At 67.9% G+C, this 24,457-nt stretch carries 19 protein-coding genes, 1 tRNA gene and 1 pseudogene; 13 read left to right on the forward strand and 8 right to left on the reverse strand.

Annotated features, from left to right (window positions below; translation table 11 throughout):
• Positions 1–94: 94 nt before the first annotated feature.
• The 6 genes and pseudogenes from NA12_RS12390 (at position 95) to NA12_RS12415 (ending at position 7,759) form a co-directional block, all read left to right on the forward strand.
• Positions 95–1,723, forward strand: a complete 1,629-nt coding sequence (locus NA12_RS12390) for an acyl-CoA synthetase (protein WP_067449417.1) — start codon at positions 95–97, stop codon at positions 1,721–1,723.
• Positions 1,724–1,849: 126 nt separating this feature from the next.
• Positions 1,850–3,508 (forward strand): acyl-CoA synthetase, encoded by a 1,659-nt coding sequence (locus NA12_RS12395; RefSeq protein ID WP_067449418.1) that lies wholly within the window; start codon positions 1,850–1,852, stop codon positions 3,506–3,508.
• 67 nt (positions 3,509–3,575) lie between these two features.
• Positions 3,576–4,136 carry a hypothetical protein gene (locus tag NA12_RS12400; RefSeq protein WP_084472710.1) on the forward strand — a complete coding sequence of 187 codons (561 nt, stop codon included), beginning with the start codon at positions 3,576–3,578 and terminating at the stop codon, positions 4,134–4,136.
• A gap of 114 nt (positions 4,137–4,250) precedes the next feature.
• Positions 4,251–5,711 carry a PepSY-associated TM helix domain-containing protein gene (locus NA12_RS12405; protein WP_067449419.1) on the forward strand — a complete coding sequence of 487 codons (1,461 nt, stop codon included), beginning with the start codon at positions 4,251–4,253 and terminating at the stop codon, positions 5,709–5,711.
• A 62-nt stretch (positions 5,712–5,773) separates the two neighbouring features.
• The gene (locus tag NA12_RS12410; protein ID WP_132369668.1) at positions 5,774–6,106 is read left to right on the forward strand and encodes a hypothetical protein; all 333 of its coding nucleotides are present in this window, start codon (positions 5,774–5,776) and stop codon (positions 6,104–6,106) included.
• Positions 6,107–6,176: 70 nt separating this feature from the next.
• Positions 6,177–7,759, forward strand: a pseudogene (locus NA12_RS12415) (alkaline phosphatase D family protein).
• A 29-nt stretch (positions 7,760–7,788) separates the two neighbouring features.
• Here NA12_RS12415 and galK read toward each other — a convergent pair.
• Positions 7,789–8,943, reverse strand: a complete 1,155-nt coding sequence (galK, locus tag NA12_RS12420) for a galactokinase (RefSeq protein WP_243654706.1) — start codon at positions 8,941–8,943, stop codon at positions 7,789–7,791.
• 243 nt (positions 8,944–9,186) lie between these two features.
• On the opposite strand from galK, the gene NA12_RS12425 reads away from it, so the two are divergent.
• Positions 9,187–10,692, forward strand: a complete 1,506-nt coding sequence (locus NA12_RS12425; RefSeq protein WP_067449422.1) for a GGDEF domain-containing protein — start codon at positions 9,187–9,189, stop codon at positions 10,690–10,692.
• 1 nt (position 10,693) lies between these two features.
• On the opposite strand, the gene NA12_RS12430 is transcribed toward NA12_RS12425, so the two are convergent.
• On the reverse strand, positions 10,694–11,446 hold the full coding sequence (locus NA12_RS12430; RefSeq protein WP_067449423.1) for a DUF6319 family protein: 753 nt from the start codon (positions 11,444–11,446) through the stop codon (positions 10,694–10,696).
• Positions 11,447–11,581: 135 nt separating this feature from the next.
• The gene (locus tag NA12_RS12435; RefSeq protein WP_067449424.1) at positions 11,582–12,757 is read right to left on the reverse strand and encodes an alpha-hydroxy-acid oxidizing protein; all 1,176 of its coding nucleotides are present in this window, start codon (positions 12,755–12,757) and stop codon (positions 11,582–11,584) included.
• An 80-nt stretch (positions 12,758–12,837) separates the two neighbouring features.
• Here NA12_RS12435 and NA12_RS12440 point away from each other — a divergent pair, with 80 nt between their 5' ends.
• A complete protein-coding gene (locus tag NA12_RS12440; RefSeq protein ID WP_132369669.1) occupies positions 12,838–13,062 on the forward strand; it encodes a hypothetical protein in 225 nt (74 codons plus the stop codon).
• Positions 13,063–13,065: 3 nt separating this feature from the next.
• Here NA12_RS12440 and NA12_RS12445 read toward each other — a convergent pair whose 3' ends face one another.
• Together NA12_RS12445 and NA12_RS12450 are read right to left on the reverse strand one after the other, a co-directional pair.
• The gene (locus NA12_RS12445) at positions 13,066–13,884 is read right to left on the reverse strand and encodes an ACT domain-containing protein (RefSeq protein ID WP_067449426.1); all 819 of its coding nucleotides are present in this window, start codon (positions 13,882–13,884) and stop codon (positions 13,066–13,068) included.
• Positions 13,885–14,095: 211 nt separating this feature from the next.
• Positions 14,096–14,169: transfer RNA gene (locus NA12_RS12450), tRNA-Met, on the reverse strand.
• Between the two features lie 356 nt (positions 14,170–14,525).
• On the opposite strand from NA12_RS12450, the gene NA12_RS12455 reads away from it, so the two are divergent.
• Entirely contained in the window at positions 14,526–15,068 is a 543-nt protein-coding gene (locus NA12_RS12455; protein ID WP_067449427.1) for a transglycosylase family protein, read from the forward strand.
• Between the two features lie 73 nt (positions 15,069–15,141).
• On the opposite strand, the gene NA12_RS12460 is transcribed toward NA12_RS12455, so the two are convergent.
• Positions 15,142–18,126: a UPF0182 family protein gene (locus tag NA12_RS12460; RefSeq protein WP_067449540.1), complete on the reverse strand. Its 2,985-nt coding sequence runs from the start codon at positions 18,124–18,126 to the stop codon at positions 15,142–15,144.
• A gap of 187 nt (positions 18,127–18,313) precedes the next feature.
• On the opposite strand from NA12_RS12460, the gene NA12_RS12465 reads away from it, so the two are divergent.
• Complete coding sequence (locus NA12_RS12465; protein WP_067449541.1) at positions 18,314–18,892, forward strand: PPA1309 family protein; 579 nt, start codon at positions 18,314–18,316, stop codon at positions 18,890–18,892.
• Here the strand turns inward: NA12_RS12465 and NA12_RS12470 are convergent, their stop codons facing one another.
• Positions 18,893–19,918 (reverse strand): YlbL family protein, encoded by a 1,026-nt coding sequence (locus NA12_RS12470; protein WP_084472711.1) that lies wholly within the window; start codon positions 19,916–19,918, stop codon positions 18,893–18,895.
• Between the two features lie 127 nt (positions 19,919–20,045).
• Here NA12_RS12470 and NA12_RS12475 point away from each other — a divergent pair, with 127 nt between their 5' ends.
• The 3 genes from NA12_RS12475 to NA12_RS12485 all read left to right on the forward strand — a co-directional run bounded on the left by NA12_RS12475 (position 20,046) and on the right by NA12_RS12485 (position 23,990).
• Entirely contained in the window at positions 20,046–21,494 is a 1,449-nt protein-coding gene (locus NA12_RS12475) for a zinc-dependent metalloprotease (protein WP_067449429.1), read from the forward strand.
• 209 nt (positions 21,495–21,703) lie between these two features.
• A complete protein-coding gene (locus NA12_RS12480) occupies positions 21,704–22,579 on the forward strand; it encodes a TOMM precursor leader peptide-binding protein (protein WP_067449430.1) in 876 nt (291 codons plus the stop codon).
• 61 nt (positions 22,580–22,640) lie between these two features.
• Positions 22,641–23,990: an ABC1 kinase family protein gene (locus tag NA12_RS12485; protein WP_243654816.1), complete on the forward strand. Its 1,350-nt coding sequence runs from the start codon at positions 22,641–22,643 to the stop codon at positions 23,988–23,990.
• Between the two features lie 95 nt (positions 23,991–24,085).
• Here NA12_RS12485 and NA12_RS12490 read toward each other — a convergent pair whose 3' ends face one another.
• Positions 24,086–24,409, reverse strand: a complete 324-nt coding sequence (locus NA12_RS12490) for a WhiB family transcriptional regulator (RefSeq protein ID WP_101468522.1) — start codon at positions 24,407–24,409, stop codon at positions 24,086–24,088.
• Positions 24,410–24,457 lie beyond the last annotated feature (48 nt).

Below are 24,457 nucleotides of genomic sequence, written 5' to 3' on the forward strand. Positions count from 1 at the left end.
AATATGTCCAAATTGTCCGTATAGGCTACTGTGATCCACAGCACATCGACTGCTACGGTAAACGTCGAGTGAACAACGCTGCGGAGGTAGTCACGTGAACCTGTCACATCTGCTCGAAAGCGTGAAGGCGATCGGAGTACTGCGCGCACGCGGTGTCTCCGATCCCAAAACGCCGCTCGAGACCCTGCGGACGATGAAAGAGTCCAAGATCTACGGCCCGCAGGCCACGCTCGTGCGTCATTCGGCCCGCGTAGCCCCCGACCAGGTGGCGCTCGCGGACGAGCGCGGTGAGTTGACCTATCGCGAACTCGACGAGCAGTCCACCGCCATCGCCCGCGGGTTGGGCGAAGCGGGCATCGGCGAGGGCACGGTCATCGCCGTGCTGGCGCGCGATCATCGCGGCCTGATCATGTCGATGATCGCGGCGGGCAAGCTGGGCGCGCGCATCGCGCTGATGAACACCGGCTTCGCCAAGCCGCAGTTCGCGGAGGTGTGCGTACGCGAGAACGTGCGCGCGGTGCTGCACGACAGCGAATTCCTCGGCCTGCTCGACGCGCTACCCGCCGACCTACCGCGCTACCTGACCTGGGTCGACGAGGGCACCGAACTCCCCGCCGACGCCACGACGTTGGACGACCTCATCGCGAACAACGCCACCGAGGATCTGCCCGCGCCGAGCAAGCCGGGCGGCTTCATCATCCTCACCAGCGGTACCACCGGCCTGCCGAAGGGCGCCCCGCGCACCAGGGTCACGCCGATGGCCACCGCGCAGTTCGTCGACCGCATCCCGTTCCCGAGGCGGGGCACGGCGATGATCGTGTCGCCGATCTTCCACAGCACGGGTCTGGGCACCTGGCTGGTCAACTCGATCCTGTCCAACAAGATCGTGATGCGCCGTCGCTTCGATGCCGAGGCCACCCTCGCCGCGATCGCCGAGCACAAGGTCGAGATGCTCGTGTGCGTGCCGACGATGCTGCACCGGCTCACCGAACTGCCCGCCGAGGTCCGCGCGAAATACGACCTGTCCTCGCTGAAGGTCATCCTCTTCGCGGGTTCCGCGCTCACCCCTGAGCTGTGCGTCAAGGCCACCGAGACCTTCGGGCCGGTGCTCTACAACCTCTACGGGTCGACCGAGGTGGCCATCGCCAGCGTCGCGAACCCGGCCGAACTGGCCGAGGCGCCGGGCACGGTCGGCCGTTCACCGATCACCTGCGAGGTCCGCCTCTACGACGACCAGGACAAGCCGGTCACGGCTCGGGGCACGCGTGGCCGGATCTTCGTGCGCAGTGGCGCGCCGTTCGAGGGCTACACCGACGGCAGGCACAAGCAGATCATCGACGGCTTCATGTCCAGCGGCGACATGGGCCACTTCACCGACTCCGGGCTGCTCATGGTCGACGGCCGCGACGACGACATGATCGTCTCCGGCGGCGAGAACGTGTACCCGCAGGAAGTCGAGAACCTGCTGGTAGAACGGCCCGAGGTCTTCGACGTCGCCGTGGTCGGCGTCGATGACGTCGAGTTCGGGAAGCGCTTGCGCGCCTTCGTCGTTCTCGAGCAGGGCCACACCGTCGACGCCGCCGAGCTCCAGGCGCATGTCAAGGCGAATCTGGCCAGGTACAAGGTGCCGCGCGAGGTGATCTTCCTCGACGAACTGCCCCGCAACGCCACCGGCAAGATCGTGCGCCGCACCCTTGTCGACTATGAGGTCTCACAGGGATAGGCCCTGGTTACTACGGAGTAGACAGCGCGGCCGGATCGCTTGCTAGTGTTATCCACAGCACTGGATCTCGAAGACGCGGTCCGGCCTGCGATGTCGCGTGGGCCAGGTCTGCCGGAAGGCTGTTCGATGTCTCTGTCTCTGCCCGCGCTCGGTACCACGGCTCGCCGCGCCGGTGACTTCGCGCTCGGCGTCAAGGTCATGGTGGATCGCAAGCTGTTCAACCCACTGCGCCTCGACCACGCCGCCCGATCGTTTCGCAATGTCTCGAAGTTCGGCCCGTTCGCCGGCGTCGTCATGCACGCCGCGCAGAGCAGGCCGCAGGCGGGCGCGATCGTCGACGAACTGGGTGAGATCACCTTCGGCGAACTCGACGCGCAGTCCAACGCGTTCGCCCGCGGCCTGCGCGCGAGCGGGATCAACGAGGGCGACGTGATCGCCGTACTGGCCCGTGACCATCGCGGCATGGTGTTGAGTCTGCTCGCGGCGGGCAAGCTCGGTGTGCGCGCGGTGCTGATGAACACCGGGTTCGCCAAGCCGCAGTTCGCCGACGTCGCCGCGCGCGAGAAGGTCAAGGCGGTGCTGCACGACAGCGAGTTCCTCGACCTGATGAGCGCGATCCCCACCGAGATCCCGCGGGTGCTCACCTGGGTCGACGAGGCGCACGGGGCCGACTCCTCGATCCCGACCGTGGCATCGCTGTCGGCGGATCGGTCGACCGCCGCGTTCACCGCGCCGAGCAAGCCCGGCGGCATGGTGATCCTCACCAGCGGCACCACCGGTACCCCCAAGGGCGCACCGCGCGACAAGGTGAGCCCGTTCGCATCGGCGCAGTTCGTGGATCGGGTGCCGCTGCCCAACAACGGCACCATGATCATGGCGGCGCCGATCTTCCACGGCACCGGCCTGTCGCAGTTCACCCTCGGACTCGCCCTCGGGAACCGGGTCATCTTCCAGCAGCGCCGGTTCGACCCGGAGCTCACGCTCGCCAATGTGGTGAAGTACCAGGCGGATTCGCTGGTCGTGGTGCCCACGATGTTGCAGCGCATCCTCGATCTGGACGAGCAGACCCTGGCGAAGTACGACCCGTCGACGATGAAGGTCATCTTCGCGGCGGGCTCGGCGATCGCGCCCGACGTGGTCACCCGCACCCTGGACTACTTCGGTGATTCGCTCTACAACCTCTACGGTTCCACCGAATGCGCGGTGATGACCGTGGCCACCCCGCAGGATCTGCGCAAGGCGCCGACCACGGCGGGCAAGGCGCCGGTCGGCATCCGGATCGTGCTGCTCGACGAAAACCGCAAGCCCATCACCGAACCGAATGTCACCGGAACGATCTTCGTGGACAACGGGTTCGCCTTCACCGGGTACACCGACGGGCGGACCAAGGAAATGGTCGACGGCATGATGTCGAGCGGCGATGTGGGCCATTTCGATGCCGACGGTCTGCTCTACATCGACGGCCGCGACGACGACATGATCGTCTCCGGCGGCGAGAACGTCTTCCCGCTGGAGGTGGAGAACCTCATCGCGGGCCGAGCCGACGTGTTCGAGGCGGCGGTGGTCGGCGTCGACGACCACGACTACGGCAAACGCCTGCGCGCGATCGTGGTGCCGGGTCCGGAGTCCGCGCGCGACGCCAAGGAGATCAAGGAGTACGTCCGCGAGAACCTGGCCCGCTACAAGGTGCCGCGCGAGGTGATCTTCGTCGACGAACTGCCGCGCAACGCGACGGGCAAACTGCTGCGCAAGCCACTGATCGAGATGTCCGTCGAGACGGACTGAGTACGACTGGACGTAGCCCGCTCTAAAGCCGGCCGAGCGGGTCACGCCGGTCGACTATCATCAGCGCGTGATCATCGGGTTCCACCAGGCCTCCGCGCCGTCGCGTGCGGTCGGCGCGCGGCTGCGTGGCGCCTGTGCGGGCTCGATGTCGGGTGCGCTGTCGTTGGCCGCGCACGGGATGGCCACCGGCGGCGCGCTGCCGGGAAGCACGGCGATCGCGTTGCTGGCGGCGGCCTCGGCGGTGGTCGGCGCCCTCGTCGCCGGGATCGGGCCATTGCGTCACGGTGCGCTGGGACTGGCCGCGGTGCTGTTGGGCGGCCAGTTGGTCGGCCACACCACGATGAGCTGGTCCGGGCACGCGCACTCGGCTGACGATGCCCTCGGACTCGGCATGCTCACCGCGCACACCGTCGCCGCGCTACTCGCGGCCGTGGTGATCGTGGGCGCCGAAGCCGCGTACCGGATCGGCGGCGCCGTGCTGGCGCGCATCCTGCCGCTGCGCTACCGCACCCCCCGCGTCCCCGACCCGGCGCCCTTGCGCCTGGCCCACCGCGACCGCGTCATTCTGCGAATCCTCGCCACGTCGTCGCGACGAACCCGCGCTCCCCCGCTCGCGATTCCTTTCTGACCTTTCCCTCACCCGGTGCACGGACTTTTCCCGTGCGCCTTCTTCGCGCATCGGCGCACCCGGCTGACTGCCGTGCGCGCGCACCGGGTTCCAGAACTCCAGAAATGAATCAGCATGAGTATCACGGACACTCGTCCGGCCGAGGAGAACTCCCCCTCGGCACCACCGATCTCCGATGACAGTCCGCGTTCCGGCACACGCCGGGGCCTACGCCTGTCGCCCCTGGCCCTGCGCCTGCACTTCTACGCGGGGTTCTTCGTCGCCCCGTTCATCCTGATCGCCGCGCTCACCGGCGCGCTGTACGCGATCGCACCGACGATCGAAGGGTTCGTCTCGCGCGATCTGCTCCAGGTCGACACCACCGGACCCGATCAGCCGCTCTCGGCCCAGGTCGAAGCCGCCGTAGCGACTCGCCCCGACCTGACTCCGGTCGCCGTCGCCCCCGCCCCGAACGCGGGCGACACCACCCGCGTGCTGTTCAACGATCCGACCCTCGGCGATTCCGAGCGGTTGTCGGTGTTCGTCGACCCGCACACCGCCCAGCCGGTCGGCGAGTCCGTGGTCTACGGAAGTGGCGGCGCGCTGCCACTGCGCGCCTGGCTCAGCGAGTTCCATCGCAGCCTGCACCTGGGCGATCCCGGCAGAATCTACAGCGAACTGGCCGCCTCGTGGCTGTGGGTGATCGCGCTGTTCGGGCTGGTGCTGTGGGTGCATCGGGTGCGCAAGCGGCGCGAGCGCAATTCCGCGCAGTGGCTGCTCAAGCCGGACCTGTCCCAGACCAGGCGGCGAAAGATGAACTGGCACGGCGCGATCGGCGTCTGGATCCTGCCTGTGCTGCTGCTGCTCTCGGCCACCGGCATGACGTGGTCGACCTATGCCGGTGAGAACGTCACGAAGCTGCGCCAGGAACTCAGCTGGACCACCCCCTCGGTGAGTGTGAAGCTGCCGGGCGCCGCCGGTCCCGCCCAGCCATCGGGCAGTGACCACCACAGTGGCGGGCAGAGCGCCCCGGTCCCGGTCGACCTCGCGGCGCAGATCGCGCGACTCGATCGCGTGTACGAGGTCGCTCGCGCCGAAGGCATCACCCAGGGCGCCGAGATCGCCATCCCGGCGACACCGGAGAAGGCGTTCGGGGTCAAGGAACTGCGCCTGCCCGGCACCTACACCATCGACGCGCTCGCCGTCGACGGCGCGACCGGCACGGTCACCGATCGGCTGGCCTTCGCCGACTGGCCGCTGATGGCCAAGCTCACCAACTGGGGCATCGCCTTCCACATGGGTCTGCTGTTCGGCCTGGTCAACCAGCTGCTGCTGCTCGCGATCATGGTCGGACTCGGCACGGTGATCGTGCTCGGTTACCGCATGTGGTGGCAGCGTCGACCCACCAGACGGACCGCGCTGCCCGTGCCGCCACGACGTGGTGTCCTGCGCCGCACGTCACCGTGGATCACGGTTCCGCTGGTCGGCGCGGCGGTCGTTATCGGCTGGTTCCTGCCGCTCATCGGGGTGAGCTTGCTCGTTTTCCTGCTCATCGATGTGGCATTGGGCCTGGCCGCTCGCGCGGACAAGGTGTAACGCATGGCTAACTATCGAGGAAACATCCCATGTAACCCATGACACTCGATGATCGGAGCCCCATGAGTACCTCAGCTCGCGCAGTCGCTCTGTGCCTGGCCGTTCCGGCTATCGCGGTCGCCCTGACCGGCGTCGCCGCGGGGACGGCCGCCGCTGATCCCGGCTGCCAGGGGTCGCTGAACGGCCCGTGGGCGTTCAATGGCGGATGCTACGGCGGCGAGGGCACCTACCGGCTCGAGGTCGACTGCGTCGGCTACAACATCGCGCCCTTCGCCGTCGGGCCGTACACGATCCGCCAGGATCTGCCGGTCGGCCAGGCGGGCACGGTGGCGTGCTTCGGTCCGAACTGGTCCAGCGCGGGCTGGGCCGTCGGCGCGCGGATCTTCCGGCTCTGACACCCACACCGCGACGCCGAACCGGACACGATCGGTGGCCGGTCGGCGTCGGCGGTGCGAGGATCAATCGATGACGCTGTCTCGCCGACAACTCCTGCACGGCGGCATCGGTGGTTCGATCGCCGCCCTGGTGGGGGTATCCGCGGTGAGCAGCGCGCGCTTCGCCGCGCCGCGGCGGCTCGGTGAACCGTTCTCGCTCGGGGTCGCTTCCGGCGAACCGACCCCGGACGGCGTGGTGCTGTGGACGCGGCTCGCGCCCGATCCGCTCGCGCCCGACGGGTACGGCGGGATGACGATCGCCCCGGTGACCGTCGACTACGAGGTCGCCGAGGACGAACGGTTCACGAGAGTCGTGGTCAGGGGCTCGGCGGTGGCGACCCGCGAGCTCGGGCACAGTGTGCATCCCGAGGTCGCCGGGCTGGCGCCGGATCGGTGGTACTACTACCGGTTCCGGGCCGGTTCGGCGATCTCACCGGTCGGCCGTACGCGTACCGCGCCCGCGCTCGGCAGCCCGACCGCGCGACTGCGGTTCGCCTTCGCGTCGTGCCAGTCGTGGAGCTCGGGTTACTACACCGCCTATGAGCACCTCGGCGCCGAGGATCTCGATCTCGTGGTACATCTCGGCGACTACATCTACGAGTCGTCCTGGGTACTGGCCCGCCGGGGCGCGCACCTGCCGCCCCAGCTCGCCGGCGAGGCGGTGGATCTGGCGGGCTACCGTTTGCGCTACGCCCAGGCCAAAGGCGAAGCGCCGCTGCGGACCGCGCACGCGGCCTTCCCCTGGCTCGTCACCTTCGACGATCACGAACTCGACAACAACTGGGCCGGCGACCGGCCCGGCCTCGGACTCGATGTCCACCGCCTCGCGCCACTGTTCCGCCGCCGCAAGGCCGCCGCGTTCCAGGCCATGTACGAACACCAGCCGATGCGCCTGGCCCAGCTACCCGCGGGCCCATCGATACACCTGCACCGCCGCTACCGATTCGGTGATCTGGCCGAGTTCACCATGATCGATACCCGGCAGTACCGCACCCCCCAGGCCTGCGGTGACGGCTCGGCGGTGCTCGGATGCGCCGACCGCTTCGCCACCGACCGCACCATTCTCGGTGCGGCCCAGCGGGACTGGCTCGTCGACGGCTTCGCCACCTCGCCCGCCCGCTGGCAGGTGCTCGGCAATCAGGTCGCCATGGCCCAGTCCGACTACGACCCCGGGCCCGATCTGCTGCTCGGCACCGACGCGTGGGACGGCTATGTCGCGGACCGCAATACGGTGTTGGCCGCGGCCGCCGATCACGCTGTCGACAATCTGGTCGTGATCACCGGCGACCGCCACGAGAACTACGTCGCCGACCTGCGCCGCGACTACGCCGACCCCGAATCGCCGGTCGTAGCCACCGAATTCACCGGTACCTCGATCAGCACCGGCAGCGACGGCGCCGACCTCACCGACACGGGCCGCACCCGCTGGCCGCCAACCCGGACCTCAAGTTCTACAACCGCCAGCGGGGCTATGTCCGCGTCGATCTGGATCATCGACAGTGGCGCAACGACTTTCGTGTCGTCCCCTACGTCAGCCGTCCGGGTGCCCCGATCAGCACGCGGGCGAGTTTCGTCGTCGAGGACGGAATCCCCGGCGCGGTCCAGTCAGCGTGAGGGTTCGCGCACAACGACCGCAGGACGGCTCACTCCAGTGTGCGCGCACCCGTGCCCGGTTCGACGGCGAAGATGTGAGGTGACGCGAAACCCGCTGCGGCAAAACGATTCATGATGCGCTCGGCGACGTGGTCGGCGTGTTCGACCAGGGCGATGATGCTGCCGCCGAAGCCACCGCCGACCATGCGCGCACCGTACGCGCCCGCGTCCAGAGCCGCGTCGACGGCGAGATCCAGTGTGGGCGCCGATACCTCGAAGTCCTCGCGCAACGAGCGGTGTGAGGACGTGAGCAGCTCACCGATCGCGCGTGGGTCAGCACCATCGCGCAGCCGGTCGACGACCGCGAGCACCCGCGCGTTCTCGGTGATCACGTGCCGCGCGCGATGCCGCAGCACTGAATCCCGCAGGCGTGGCAGGTCCTCGGAGGTGGCATCGCGGAGGGCGGGCAGATTCAGCGCGTCGGCGGCGGCTTCGCATTGGGCCCTGCGCTCGGCATACCCACCGTCGGCCAGCTCGTGCGGGTGACCGGTATCCGCGACGATCAGCGTCAGTCCGGCGGAACGCAGGTCGAACGGAATCTGTTCGGCGGCACACGATTCCGCACCGGTGAAAGCTCGGATGTCGAGGAACAGGGCGTGTCCCTCGGTGCACAGGATCGAGGCGGCCTGATCGAGCAGGCCGGTGGGTACGCCGGCGAAACCGTTCTCCGCCGCCCTGGCGATCTCGATCATGCGCCGATCGGTGAGCGCCGGGGCGAACAGATCGCGCAGCGCGATCGTCACCGCGCAGCACAGGGCGGCCGACGAGGACAGGCCGGCGCCGATCGGCACCGTGCCGTCGAGTTCGAGATTCACCCCGCCGACGGGATGGCCGCCACGGACGAACTCGTCGACGACCCCGAGCGGATAACGGGCCCAACCGGGCAACCGATCCCGTTGGGCCACAAGATCATCTACGCGTGCCACCACAATGTCGCCGGGCCGCTGCGCCGAGGTGAGGCGCACCAGCCCGTCGGCGCGTGGTTCGGCCGCGCAGACAACGCCGAGCGACAACGCGATCGGCAACACGAATCCGGCGTTGTAATCGGTGTGCTCGCCGATGATGTTGACCCGGCCCGGCGCGATCCACTTCTGCACCCGTACTTCCCTTCCGCTTCCCGCGACGATGCCATCACCGAACACCACGGTCGGCAATCGTGGGGCATCGGGTGTCGAATCGGTATCCGGCAATGCCCACAACGCATCGACAGCAGGGCCGTGGACGTGTCATGATCGACTGAGGTGTCAAGGTTTTGAGCGTCGGCGCTGCCGGCTGGGGATCGTGCTCGGACAACAACACTCGGTGCTCTCGGCCGATACTTCGAGTGATTCACCGGCCTCACATTCGATCGACGCTCGTCGCGTGCGCAGCAGGATCGAGGGGGGCTGATGACCATCAGCGAAACACACGACGGGAGCAGGCGACGGCGTGTGGCACTGCTCGGCGCGGCGGGGGCCGTACTGATCGCACCGTTGGCGGGCGGCCGGACGGTGCCGGTGCTGCTACTCGTCGTGATCGTCGCGGGATCGCTGGCGATGATCGGGTACGGCATGTACTGCCACCGACCCGCACATCGGCTGCCCTGGTACCTCATGGCCGCCTCGGGGCCGCTGTTCGCGACGGGCGCCGCGATCCGCGCGCTCGGGCCGCATTCGAGCCTGCACCCGGTCGACGATCTCGCGACCTTGGCCGCCTCGCTGTGTCTGGGCCTGGCGGCAGTCGGCTGGTTGCGGCCGCACCGGCTCCGCGATACCCGTGACCTGTGGCTGGACTCGGCACTCATCGGCCTCAGTGCGCTCTTGGCCTCCTGGACGTTCCTGATCTCGCCGATTCTGCGGCACAGCACCGGGTTCGTCGATACCGCGCTGGCCGCGAGTTTCCCGGTGATCAACGCACTACTGGCCACCGTGCTCGCGCATTCGCTGGCGACCGTGGTTCGCTCGCAAACCTGGCTGCGGTTGTTGCAGGCTGCCTTGATCGCCGTGCTCATCGGCGGGTTCCTCGAAAGCCTCACCGCCGCGGGCACGATCGCCCTCGACCCCGAATTCGCGTTGGTGCCACAGCAGTGGGCGTACCTGCTGGCCGGGCTGGCCGCGGTGCAGCCGACGATGGGCACGGCGCGCGACGTCGAGGATGTGGGACCGCATCGATCGCGGCAGCGGGCCGGGATGATCGCGGTGGCACTGGTGGCGGCCGCGCTGGTGAGCGTGGTCGGCGCCGAGCTCTGGGTGGTCGACCGCGTCGTGATCTGCTCGATGCTCACGGTGCTGCTGGCCGGTGTACTGGTGCGCAGCGAACGCGCCATCGCCCGCAGTACGCGCAGCGAACGCCGCGCGCAGTATCAGGCCGACCACGACCTGCTCACCGGCCTGTTCAACCGGGCCGCTCTACTGCGCGCACCCCACCGATACCGCGAGCAGTGGGCCGGAAAACCGCTGTGCCTGTTGTTCATCGACCTGGACGGCTTCAAGATGGTGAACGACAGCTACGGGCACGCTGTCGGCGACGAACTCATCGCCAACGCCGCGTCCCGCATCCGCCGCACCACCGCCAGCGCCGACCTCACCGCCCGCTACGGCGGCGACGAATTCGTTGTCCTGGCGCCACGCACCCGCGCCGAAGCCGCCGTCCTCGCCGAACACATCCTCGGGGCTTTCATCCGCCCCTTCGAACTGAGCTGCGGCGAGATCCCCATCACCGCCAGCATCGGCGTCGCCTGCCTGACCACCTGCCCCACCGACACCACGATCTACGACCTGATCCGCACCGCCGACGCCGCGATGTACCACGCCAAGGAATACCGCCTCGGCCTCAGCTTCCACGACGAACTGCGCAAGCCGACGTCGCGTCGCCGGATCTCCGCCTCCCCGCGCATCACGCGAGTGGCGCAGTAGCTCAATCCCCCAACTCCTCCAACAACTTCCGGGCCGCCTCCAGCTCGGCCTGCAACTGCGCGACCTTCGCCTGCTGAGCCCCGCGAGCGGCCTCGAGAATCCCGGCCACCACTTCCTCCACCTCGGGGTGCAGGATCTTCGCGGTCTGCGCGACGGCCGCGCTGCTGACCGCCAACCCCTTCACACTGCGCTTCTTCCCGTTGACCACATCGACCGTCCACTCACCGTCGGTGGTCCCGGTGAGGGTCACGGTCACCTCGGCCACCTTGGCCTTGCGTACCGCGGGAGCCTTCGCGGGCCGCGGCGTCGCCGGGGCGGGCTTGGTGTCATCGGCTACCGGAGCGAGCGACGCCGGCGCGGGCGCGGGCGTGCTCGGCAGGGTCGACGGCTGGGTCACAGTGTTGTCCTTTCGGTTGCTCGGCGCGGGGGCACTCTCCGGGCGGGTCCGTGCGGATCCGCCCGGCGCTACGGTAGTCCCGCGAGCCGGCTTGGTCAGCGTCACCTCGCTCGGGCCGAACGAGAGCACATCTTTGGAACCGGTGGGCCGCACCTGCAGGAAGTCGCCGGCGGACGGATCGTCGAGTGCGACAACCTTGCCCGACTTCCCCTCGGCGACACCGACAGCGGCGGCGGTGAACCACACCATCGGCGGTTTGCCATCGGCGAGCTCGTCCGCGATACGCGCGAGCTCGGCCTCGGTCAATACCGGCGGTGCTGATCGGCGGGATGCGGACTTGGTGCTCGGCGAGGACATCGTGGACTCCGGGGGTTGGTGCTACAGCGTGGTCTTCGCACAGATGATGCCGCACCGCACCGACAAGTTCTTCCCCGAGCCGCCCACACGGCCCGAAAATCCCTCCCGCGCGAGGATTCCGGGCCGTGACTCCCCTCAGCCGAGTGTGGCGTTGCCGCGCGTGGTCGGCCGGATGTTCGCGCGCACCGCGGCCACATCGCGATAGCCGTTGACCGCCATCAACAGGTCCGCTTCGGCCGCGTAGCTGCGCAGCAGGTGCACCAGTCCGCGCACGCCGCCCAGCGCCAGCGCGTACACATACGGCCTGCCGAGCCCGACCATCGTCGCACCGAGCCCGAGCGCCTTCACCACATCGGCGCCGGAGCGCACCCCGGAGTCGAACAGCACCGGCACTCGGTCGTCACACGCGGCCACGACAGCGGGCAAGGTCTCGAGCGCGCTCAGACCACCGTTGGCCTGGCGCCCACCGTGATTGGAGCAGTAGATGCCGTCGGCGCCGAAGTCGATCGCCTTGCGCGCGTCCTCGGGATGAGAGATGCCCTTGAGGATCAGCGGCAGATCGGTGAGCGAACGCAGCCAGCTGAGGTCATCCCAGGTCAGCGAGTTTCCGAAGGTCGCGATCCAGTGCAGGACAATCATTTTGGGGTCGTCGGAGCCGACCATCCGCTGAAAGACCGGGTCGCTGGTGTAGTTCCTCAGCACGTGCCCACGCAGCTGGGGGAAGTTGCCACCGGCCAGATCTCGCGGACGCCAACCGGGCACCCAGGTGTCGAGGGTGACGGTGATGCCCGCGTACCCCGCGGCCTCGGCGCGGTGCACCAGGCTCTCGGCGAGTTCACGGTTCTTCGGCGTGTAGAGCTGGAAGAAGGAGGGCGTGTCGCCCGCGTGCGGGCGCACGTCCTCGAGCGGATCCTCCATCAACGTCGAGTACATCGCGGGTACGCCGGTCTGCGCCGACGCCTGCGCCACCGCGATGTCGCCGTGTCCGTTCTCACCGACCAGACCGATCACCCCGACCGGTGCGAGGAACAGCGGACTGGCGAAGGTGTGGCCGAAGGCGGTGACGGCGAGGTCGCGCTCGGTGGCGCCGACCAGCATCCGAGGCACCAGGCCCCAATCCGCGAAGGCTTCGGCGTTGCGCCGCTGCGTGAGCTCGTCGCCCGCTCCGCCGGCGATGTAGTTCAGCAACGAATCCGGCAGTGCCGCAGTGGCTTTGCGCTCCAGCGTCGCGTAGTCCATGGGGAATTCGGGCTGGATCCCCCCGAGTGCGGCCAGGTAGATCTCGTTCTGATAGTCGGCGAACTGACTCATTGCTGCACTTTCGCACGCCGACCGGGGTTCACGAACCCCAGGGTGGATGTAAGGTGCGTCATACTCGAAAATACGAGATTGTGAGTGCCCCTGCCGTGAACGTCGTCGAACACTCGGCCGCGCCCGCCGACCCGGACGCCCTACTCGCCGACCGCTTCCATTGCGATGCCACCCGCCACCTGACTCGCCTCGCGCTCGGGCTGTCGCGGGATTCGATGGATCTGCTGACCTCGGTCACCGATCGGCTGCGAGCCGCCGAGGGCGCCCTGCGCGATCCGCTCACCAGCGACCTCGGCTTCGACTGACGCTCACTGTCGCCGCGCGATGAGCGCCGCCAGATCGGCGAGCCGATGCGCGCGAGCGATCTCAGCGGGGGTGAACGGTTCGTCCGGGCGCACGAAACCCCAGCGACGATCGTCGCGGTCCAATTCCAGCAGCGTGCCATCGCCTGATTCGGTCACCGCGGGCGTGCCGGGCGCGAGGTAGCGCGCACCGAGCAGCTCCGCGACCGCCAGGGGTAATTCGTCCGGATCGCCGACGATGCGGGCGGCGATGGCCAGCGCCTTGGTCTGACCGTCGATCAGCGACAGTACGGTCGCGGGCCAGACCCGCACACCGGAGCCACCCGCGTGTTCCGCGGCGGCGGTGATGGCGTGTGGGGTCACCTCGGCGGGCGCGGCGACGACGAGTTCGTCGAGTACCGCGTCCTCCAGCTGGTGCACGTGCACGGTGAGAATGTTGGCGTCGCGATGGGCGAGGTGTTTGGCCAGCGTCTCGAGGGCGCCCGGCCGATCAGCCAGGCGCACCCGGATCCGCCAGAGCGCGGGCGCGGCGTCGATGCGGTCACGGTGACGTAGCTCCGGGCTGTGTAGCCAGCCGCCGAGCATTCGCATCGCCGACGGCTCCACCACCCAGATCACCAGGATCGTGGTGGTGACCGTGAGCAGCGCCACGGTCAGTAGGTAGGGCGGGTGCAGGTGGACCACCAACGCGTGCAGCGCCAGCTCCACCGGGAACACCGCCGCGAGTTTGGCGAGAGTGAGCCTGGTCCGCCCCGGATGCGGCAGCCTGCCGCACACCTCGCAGGCCAGGACCGTGACACGGGGTCGCGCTGCGAATCGCCTCATGCGGCTGAGCGTCTCCGGCCGAGATGTCGATCTTCGGCGAGGCGCGTAACGGTGATGTGAAAGCGCACTCGAAACCTGTTGACCTGCACCGACTTTCACCGTGACGTCGAGCACTTGCCGGTTCGGGTGTGACCAGCGGCACCATTCCCACGCGGGAGCCGGCCCGAAAGACAAAAAGGCCCGGAACCAGTGGTTCCGGGCCTTTTCTTTGTAGCGGGGACAGGATTTGAACCTGCGACCTCTGGGTTATGAGCCCAGCGAGCTACCGAGCTGCTCCACCCCGCGTCGGTGTGAACACAACATTACACACAGGTGCACACAGGTACCAAATCGCGAGGTCAATACAGGTTTTACGACCCGCACGCATCATCCCGACCCCGAATCACCGCGCTTCAGCGAATGGCGACTGTGGCAGTCATCACATAGTCCGGCAACCTCGGGCAGTATGCCCACATTTCAGTGAGCGGAATCACTATCTCCGCGTGATACCGAACACATAACGGAACAATTACAAAGTAATCAGTTCCCGACATTCCCACTGGCTATGCGGCATAAACACCCAAAAGGCGTATATTCCAATCATGGAATCTGACCGTTATCAAGATGTGATCGACAACGATTCATTGGTTAGCGTCTCTCCCATGACCGATACCCGGAAATTCAGCACCCGCGCCCTTGGCGTCGCCGCCATCGCAGGCGCCCTTGTTGCCGTTCCGTTCGGCCTCGCCACCGGCACCGCCTCCGCCGCCGCCTACAACTGGGACGGTGTCGCCCAGTGTGAGAGCGGCGGCAACTGGGGCATCAACACCGGCAACGGCTACTACGGCGGCCTGCAGTTCTCGCAGAGCACCTGGGCGGCCAACGGCGGCCACGGCTCGGCACACAACGCCAGCAAGGAGGAGCAGATCCGCGTCGCGGAGAACGTGCTCGCCAGCCAGGGCGTCGGCGCGTGGCCCCACTGCGGCCAGTTCCTGCAGTCGGGCGCATCCGAGCCCGAGGTAGTCGAGGAGCCCGCCGCCGAACTGCCGGTCGAGCTGCCCGCCCAGACCGAGACCGATGTTCGGGCTGCCGTCGACCAGGCCAAAGCCGCGGGCAAGGCGCTGGCCGACCAGTACGGTGTCGCGGGTCAGTACCAGAGCCTGCTCGACGCCAACGCTCCGCTGATCGCCTCGATCGGCGGCTGATCCACCGTTCCCCCTGCACGAGAAAGGCCCCGTCATCCAGACGGGGCCTTTCTCGCTGCTGTGTGGCGGCTGTCTACCGGCCGCCCGCGTCCTGATACGCCTTCACCGCGGCGTCCAGATCTTCCAGCGCCTTGCCGAAATCGGTGAAGTTGCCCGTCCGCATCGCCGTGCGCACCGCCTCGATCTTGCGGCTGAGCTCGGCAGCTGCCGCCTCCTGGCCGGTCGAGCCGACGGGGGGTGTCGTCCCCGGCTGCGGCGTCGTGCCGCCGCCGGGCGGAGTGACCGTGCCCTGATCGACCTGCGGGATCGCCCCCGGTTTCGGCTTCACCGCCGGATCGCCACCGAACGGTGTGGCCAGCGAGCCCGCACCCGGCATCACCTGGTTCAGTGCCCCGGCCAGTGTCGCGTCGTACCCGACCTTCACGCTGCCCGCCGCGTCGCGATAGCTCACCAGCACGCGAAGCAGCTGTGGGAAGGTCGACGAACCGGTGTTGCGCTCGTTGTAGAACGGCTCGACGTAGAGGATGCCGCCGTCGGCCACCGGCAGGGTGAGCAGGTTGCCGTAGCGGATCTTGTTCGAGTTCGACAGCAGGGTTTTCTCGCGGGAGACCGCGTCGGCGGTGGTCATCGAGTTCTGTGTCTGCTGCGGACCCTGCGTCTGCGTTTCGACCGGCAGCTGCAACACGGTGAACTTGCCGTACCCGTCGGGGTCGGACCGCACCGAGATGTAGGCCGAGAGGAACTGCCGGTTGTAACCGACCATCGCCGAGGTCAGGTTGAACACCGGCTTGTTGGTCTTCGGGTCGCCCAGCAGGACGTAATACGGGGGCTGGTTGAACGTGCCGCCCTCGATGGTCGGATCGCTGGGCACCGACCAGAACGCGTTGTTGGTGAAGAACTCACGCGGGTTGTCCACGTGGTACTTCGTGAGCATGTCGCGCTGGACCTTGAACAGGTCCTCCGGGTAGCGGAAGTGCGCGCGCAGCTCGGGTGAGATCTCGCTCTGCGGCTTCACCGCGTCCGGGAACACGCCACGCCAGGCTTTGAGCACCGGGTCGGTGGTGTCGGTCTCGTACAGGGTGACGGTGCCGTCGTAGGCGTCGACGGTGGCCTTCACCGAGTTACGGATGTAGCTGACCTCCTTGCGCGGGATCACCCGGCCGGTCTTCTTGTCGATGCTGTCCTCGACCGCTCCGTCGAGCGAGGTCGGCTGGGCGTAGGGGTATTTGTCCAGCGTGGTGTAGGCGTCGACGATCCAGACCACACGCTCGCCGACGACCGCCGGGTAGGCGTTGCCGTCGGTGGTCAACCACGGCGCGACCTTCTGCACCCGGTCGCGCGGTCCACGGTTGAACAGGATCTTGGAGTCGTCGCTGATCGCCGAGGAGAACAGGATGTTGCGCTCGGCGTACTTGGCCGCGAAGGCCAGCCGGTTGAACCAGTTCCCGATCGGCACGCCACCGCTGCCGTCGTAGGTGAACTGCGCCTGATCGGAGTCGTACTCACGCGGCGCCTCGCCGTCGGCGGTACCGACGATGGCGTAGTCGGGATCGGTCTGGGCGATCAGCTCGCCGTAGTAGATCCGCGGCTGCTCGACCTTGATCTGCTGGTCTTCGACCTTGGTGAACAGGTCGCTCACCATGAACAGCGGATAGCCCGAATCACTACCGCCCGTGACACTCTGGGCCTCGGACTGCGGCTTGTTGACCCGGTTGGCCGGCGCGGCGACGAAGCCGTTGCCGTGGGTGTACACGGTGTGCTGGTTGATCCAGTCCTTCTGGTTGCCCGACAGCGCGGCGGGGTGCAGCTCACGCGCGGCCACGATGTAGTCCTGGACGTCGCCGTTGAGGCTGTAGCGGTCGATGTCGAGCGACTCGGGGAAGCCGTAGAAGTTCTTGCGCTGCTGGAGCTGGGTGAAGGTGGGCGAGAGGATATTCGGGTCGAGCAGGCGGGCGTTGCCGATGGTGGCCGCGTCGGCGGGCACCTCGAGCGGACTCTTCCTGCTCTCACCCTGGTAGTCCTGGTACTCGACCTTGTCGTCGGTGATCCCGTACGCCTCGCGAGTCGCTTGGATATTGCGCTCGATATACGGACTCTCCTTCTCGGCGGCGTTGGGTCGCACCGAGAACTGCTCCACCACCATCGGCCACACCGCACCGACCAGGATCGACGACAGCACCAGCAGCGCGGCCGCCATCGCGGGCACCCGCAGATCGCGCAGGACGATCCCGGCGAAGAACGCGACCGCGCAGATCACCGCGATCGACAGCAGGATCAGTTTGGCGGGCAGCACGGCGTTGATATCGGTGTACGACGGACCGCCGAACGTCGGCTCCTTGCGCGTACTCGACAACAGGTCGTACCGGTCGAACCAGTACGCCACCGCCTTGAGCAGCACGAAGATTCCCGCGATCACCGCGAGCTGCACGCGCGCGGCCCTGGTGAGCGTGCCTTCACGCCCGGCCAGCCGCAGACCGCCGAACACGTAGTGCGTCACCAGGTTCGCGAAGAACGCGATCACCACGGCGACGAACAGCCAGTTCAGCACCATCCGGTAGAACGGCAGATCGAAGGTGTAGAAACCGATGTCGAGATGGAACTGCGGGTCCTGCTGACCGAACTCGCCACCGTGCAGGAACAGCTGCACCGTCGCCCAGTTCGACTGCGCGACCAACCCCGACAGCACGCCGAGCAGCACCGGGATACCGACGCCGAACAGCCGCAGCTTGCTCATCACGGTCGTGCGGTAGCGCGCGATCGGATCGTTGGGCCCGGCAACCGGCACGAAGACCGGACGCGACCGATAGGCCAGCAGCAACGCCGCCCAGACCACGAGGCCCACGAGCAACGCGACGACCACGAACAGAATCAACCGGGTCCGCAGCACACCCAGATACACGCTGCGATAGCCGACCTCACCGAACCACAACCAGTTGGTATAGGCATCCGTGAAACGGGGCCCGAGCAGCAGCAATGCCGCCAGGACGACTGCTGTCACCAGCAGCACACGGCTGCGTCGGGACAACGAAGGTAAGCCGGTGGGGGGCCGCATGCCCACGGTGCCACTCTCCATGCTCCGGCGGTTCCACACCGTGACCGGCGCAGTCACCGCAGTCCGAATCTTGCGGGTGATCCGGGCTGGTCCCCACTTACGCGGGAAGTTCCTGCTGCCGGACCGTTGGCGCCCACTGTACGGAAATCGGACACCGTGCAAGTGCCTGGGCCGAAAATGATTGGATGTGCGGGTGACCGAAGACGAGCACGCCGAAGTTCTCCTCGCCCGCTGTGTGCGCGAGGTCGTCGAGTTCGCCGACGCCGAGGGCTGGGGAAACCCGCCGCAGATGTTCGCGTTGGTGCCGACCGCCGACCTGGCCGCGGCCGAACCGGACCTGCAAGACCAGCTCGACGACGGCAGCGAGCTGACCCCCGTCGCCCAGGAAGCCTTCCCCGACGACATCACCGGCGGGTCGATGGCGTTGGACGAGTTCCTGGCTACCACCACCTGGCCGCCCGCGGTCGAAGGCTGCGTGCTGGTGCAGGAGATCGTGGTGCTGCCGCCCGACGCCGAGAACGATCTCGACGAGGCGCTGGTTCCGCTGCTGGCCGACGACGAAGCCGCCGACGCGGCCGGGCGCGCCGCCGCGCACGCGCATCCGGGTCGCCGCGACGCCCGGCTCATCGCGGGTGTGTTGCGCCAGGGCACCACGCTGTGCCTGCTGCAGATCCGCCCCGAGGACGACGACGGCTTCGGCGATCTCGACCTGCGCACCTACCCCAACCTGGCGCCGGGCCTGGTCGAGGCCCTGCACCACACGCTGGAGTGACTACCCGCAGCCGATCACTTCGCGGCCCGCGTTGATCTCGGCCAGCGAGGCGACCGCGGTGTCGAGGGTGTCGACCTTCACCAGGCGCAGACCCTCGGGAGCACGCTGACCGGCCTCGTTGCAGTTGTCGGCGGGGACGAGGAACGTTTCCGCGCCCGCCTCGCGCGCCGCGATCATCTTGTACTGGATGCCACCGATCGGGCCGACCTTGCCGTCCTGATCGATGGTGCCGGTGCCCGCGACGAACTTGCCGCCGTTGAGTTCGCCCGGCGAGAGTTTGTCGATCAGCGAGAGGCTGAACATCAGCCCGGCCGACGGTCCACCGATATCGGCGAGGTTGAACTCGACCCGCAGCGGCGGACGTCCACCTTCGCCCGGGGTGATGCCGAGGTACCCCTTCGTCTCGTCGCCGGGGCGCGGTGCCAGGGTGATCGGACTGGTCAGCTCGATATCGCCGCGACGATGGACGACGCTGATGGTGGTGCCGGGTTTCTTCGTACCGACGAGGTCGATCACGTCCTTGGGCGTGGCGATCGGGGTGCCGTCGATGCTGATCAGCTCGTCACCGACCTGGAGCACACCGTTGGCGGGACCTTCCTCGCCGAGCCCGCGGACCAGCACGACCGTCGGCATCTTCAGGTAGTGCAGCGCGGCTACCTCGGCATCGCTCTCGGAGTCCTTGAAGTCCTGCTGATTGGACTTGTCGACCTCTTCGCGTGGCACGCCGGGCGGGTACACCTCGGCGCGCGGCACCAGGCCGTGCTCACCGCTGACCCAGAAACCGAACGCCTCGAACAGGTTCAGTCCGTCGCGTACCGACACGGTTGTCATATTCAGGTGCCCGCTCGTGGGATCCAAAGGCGCGCCGGTGACATCGACCACCGGCTTGCCCTCGACCTGGCCGAGCGTATCGAAGGTGGGACCGGGGCCGAGCGCGACGAACGGCACGGTGACCACGCTGCCTGCCACGCCGAGCACGAGGACAGGGACGAGGGCGGCGATCAGGGTGAGGATCCGACGATTCACTCGGACCACAGTAGTGATCAACAGCCGCGACCGACGGCAGTGGCACGCTTTATGGCGTGGGCGGCGCCCCGCGATTTCGCGATGCGCGAACACCGAGGTCCCGGGGGTCCCGCGTAACGTAAGAGGTATGAGCGATCTCCCCTTCGGCTTCTCGTCCGGCGACGATGACGATTCCGGCAAGCGTCGCAACGAGGGCAACGGACCTGGCGGAAACGATCCGTTCGGGTTCGGAGCGGCCGGCGCGGGCGGATTCGATCCGTCGCAGCTGGGCCAGATGCTGAGCCAGCTCGGGCAGATGATCAGTGGTATGGGACAGGGCATGGGTCCCGGCGGCGCGCAGTCCGGCCCGGTCAACTACGACGTCGCCAAACGACTGGCTCGCCAGCAACTCGGCGCCACCATCGCCCCGATCACCTCGGGTACCACCACCGCGGTGACCGACGCGTCCCACCTGGCCGAACTGTGGCTCGACGGCGCCACGGTGCTGCCCGCCGGCGCCACGAAGTCGGTCGCGTGGACCCCGAACGACTGGATCGAGGAGACGCTGCCCACCTGGAAGCGCCTGTGCGATCCGGTGGCCGAGCAGATCTCGGGCATGTGGACGGCGCAGTTGCCCGAGGAAGCCAAGCAGTTCGCCGGGCCGATGGTCGGCATGCTCGGCCAGATGGGCGGGCTGGCATTCGGTTCCCAGCTCGGTCAGGCGCTCGGCCAGCTGGCCAAGGAGGTGCTGACCTCCACTGATATCGGTCTGCCGCTCGGCCCGGCCGGTACCGCCGCGCTGCTACCGACCGCGATCTCGGCGTTCAGCGAGGGTCTCGAGCAACCCGAGAGCGAGATCATGGTCTTCCTGGCCGCCCGCGAAGCCGCCCACCAGCGGCTCTTCGCGCACGTGCCGTGGCTGCGTCAGCAGGTGCTCGGCGCCGTCGAGGACTACGCGCGCGGCATCAAGATGGACTTCTCCGCGATCGAGGAAGCCGCGCAGGGCATCGACCCGATGTCGTTGAGCGACCCCGCCAAGCTGGAGGAACTGCTCTCCCAGGGCACCTTCGAGCCACAGACCACACCCGAGCAGAAGCAGGCGCTCGAGCGGCTGGAGACCCTGCTGGCGCTGATCGAGGGCTGGGTCGACGTCGTGGTCGGCGACGCGGTGGGTGAGCGCCTGCCGGGCGCGAACGCGCTGTCGGAGACGCTGCGTCGCCGCCGGGCCACGGGTGGGCCCGCCGAGCAGACGTTCGCCACGCTCGTCGGACTGGAGTTGCGGCCGCGCAAGGTGCGCGAGGCCTCGGCGCTGTGGCGACGGCTCACCACCGACGCGGGGATGGAGCGGCGCGACAAGGTGTGGGAGCACCCCGACCTGCTGCCCGATTCCACCGATCTCGATTCGCCCGCCGGGTTCATCGACTCCATTATCGGCGGCGGCACCGGTGTTTTCGACGACCCGCTGGCCCAGCTGGCCGCGACCGAGGCAAGGGAACGCGACGCGGCCGGCCGCGACACCCCGAAGTCCGCGGAACCCGATTCCGACGAGAATTCGCGCGACGAGGGCGATTCCGACTCGGCGTCGGGCAAGTCCTGATCCGTGCCGCCACCGAGGTCGGCGAGAAACTTCCGATCTCGGTGGCGCGACACGGTCGCTTCGCTAACGGTCGTCGCGAAATACGGCGACGACCCGCGGAACAGCGGTTGTTCACACGTCGGAATCCGGCGGGCGACACGCCGAAAGCCTGTGGATAACTGCCCTTTCGACGCACTTCGCGCCGCTGTCGGACGCCGATACTTTCGGCCATGACGACCACCTCCCCACCGCGCGGACCGATGCTCAACCCGCGAGTGATCACCCTGGTTCGCCCGTCCGGCACGATCCAGCTCGGCTGGGATCCCGAACGCGCGCTGCTCCTGGAAACCACCGAGCACGACACCGGCACCGTGCTCGCCTTCCTCCGCCTGCTCGACGGCCTGCAATCGCGACCCCAGATCATCTGGCGCGCGGGCGAATTCGGCATCAGCCCCGACCGCACGATGAGCATGCTCACCGCGATCGAACGCGCGGGCCTGCTGCTCGAGCCCGAACCCGCGGTGGCCAAGATCCGCGCCGTCACCGTGCACGGCCTCGGTCCGCTCTCCGACGCCGTGGCGATCGGCTTGCGGCGCATGGGTTTTCGGCCCACCCGCTCGCGCGAGTACCGGCCAGACCGGCCACTCGGTGCCGCCACGGGCGATCTGGTGGTACTCACCGACGCGTTGATGATCGACCCCGCGCTTTCGGTGGATCTGGTGTTGCGACGGGTGCCGCATCTGCAGGTGAGAGTTCGCGACGGCGTCGGCGTGGTCGGCCCGCTCGTGTTGCCCGGCGAGACCAGCTGCCTGCGCTGTGCCGATCTGACCCGGGCCGGGTTCGATCACGACTGGCCGCATCTGGCCGCCCAGCTGCTCGGCCGCACCGGGCACGCGTCCCCGGCCGGAATCGCGGCGACGACCGCGCTGGCGCTGGGCGAATTGGAGGCTATCGCCGCCTGTTCACCGCGGCGTCCGCCGCGCACGCTCGACGCCACCGTGGAATTGAACCTCGACACCCACGAGATCCAGCGCCGGCCGTGGCTACCGCATCAGGAATGCGGCTGCCGGAATATGACCTCACCCGCGCCCGGGACCGCCGGGTGACCGACATCGCGTCGGCCGGTGTGAGCATTCTTATGGCACACACCCCGCGGGTTCGGCCATGATGGATACCGTGTCCGAGATCGTGCGCCGCAGTTCCAGTCGCAATGCCAAGCTGGCCAAGATCCCGTTCGGCATCGCCGGACGGGCCGCTGTCGGATTCGGAAAAAAGCTCGTCGGCGGTGACAAGCAACAGATCAACGCGAACCTGAACCAGAAAGCGGCCGAGCAGCTGTTCACCGTGCTCGGCGAGCTCAAGGGCGGCGCGATGAAGTTCGGGCAGGCGCTGAGTGTGATGGAGGCCGCGGTCCCGGAGGAGTTCGGCGAGCACTATCGCGAGGCGCTCACCAAGCTCCAGGCCGCCGCACCGCCGATGCCCGTCGAAACGGTGCACCGCGTGCTCGACCAGCAGCTCGGCACCAAGTGGCGGGAACGCTTCACCTCCTTCGACGACACCCCGGCGGCCTCGGCCAGCATCGGACAGGTGCATCGCGCGGTCTGGTCCGACGGGCGCGCCGTGGCGGTGAAGGTGCAGTATCCCGGCGCCGACGACGCGCTGCGCGCCGACCTGAGAACACTGTCCCGGATGACCGGACTGCTCTCCTCGGTGATCCCCGGCGCCGATGTGAAGCCGCTGCTCGCCGAGATCACCGAACGCACCGAGGAAGAACTCGACTACCGCATCGAGGCCGCGAACCAGCGCCGCTTCGCCGCCGCGTTCGACGGACACCCCACCATCACGATTCCGAAGGTGGTGGCGGGCGCCCCGAAGGTGATCGTCACCGAATGGCTCGACGGCACCCCCGTGTCAGCGCTCATCAAAGCAGGCGCGCAAGACCCCGAGGGCACCCTGACACAGCGCAACCGGATCGCCGAGCTGATGGGGACCTTCCACTTCAGCTCGCCCGAACTGGTCGGCCTGCTGCACGGCGACCCGCATCCCGGCAATTTCCTGGTGCGACCCGACGGCACCCTGGCAGTGCTCGACTTCGGCGCCTGCGCGCCGATGCCGGACGGCTTCCCCGAGGTGCTCGGCCGCATGCTGGCCCTCGCTGTCGCCGACGAGCACGCGGCCCTCACCGAATTGCTCTACGAGCACGGCTGGGTCATTCCGGGCCGGGTGGTGACCCATGAGGAGATCGAGGCGTACCTGCGCCCGTTCAGCGACCCGATTCGCACCGATACGTTCCACTTCACCCGCGCGTGGATGCAGCGGGTGGCGGGCACGGCCTCCGAGTTCTCCAGCCCGGAGATGAAAACTGCTCGTGCCCTGCAACTTCCGGCCGAGTACCTCACCATTTTCCGGGTCCTCGGTGGTTCGGTCGGCATCCTGGCCCAGCTCGATGCCGAACTCGGCTTCATGAAGATGGTTCATACCTGGGTCCCGGGCTTCCGCGACCAACAGGCTTCGTGAGGCGATCCCCACCCGGGCATCACGCATAAAGCAAAACGAACCGCTCACCATGACGAGGTGAGCGGTTCGCTTGCGGTACAACCCTTTTCCCGGGTTCATGCCATGATCGCGACCTTGCGCGGGCGACCGCGGGGGCGCTTGCGGGCGATCACGACACCCTGGTCGAAGATCTCACCGCCCCACACGCCCCACGGCTCGGCACGATCGATGGCCGCGGTCAGGCAGCCCTTGCGGATCGGGCAGGCCGCGCACAGTTCCTTGGCCTGCTCGAGATCGGTGGGGCTCTCGGCGAACCACAGATCGGGGTTTCCGCCCCTACAGGGCAGAGTCTTGGTGACCTCACGGACGCGAGGGGTCTGCGCCACGGTTCGGCATGTCACGTCAGTAGTGGCCGTCGGCCAGTCCTGGGCGGTGAACACGTCGTTCTCCTTCAGCTCGTTTGCAGCGGTCGAATGTTCGGTGTGCGA

It is taken from the genome of Nocardia alba NBRC 108234 (assembly GCF_001612665.1).
GTDB lineage: Bacteria > Actinomycetota > Actinomycetes > Mycobacteriales > Mycobacteriaceae > Nocardia > Nocardia alba.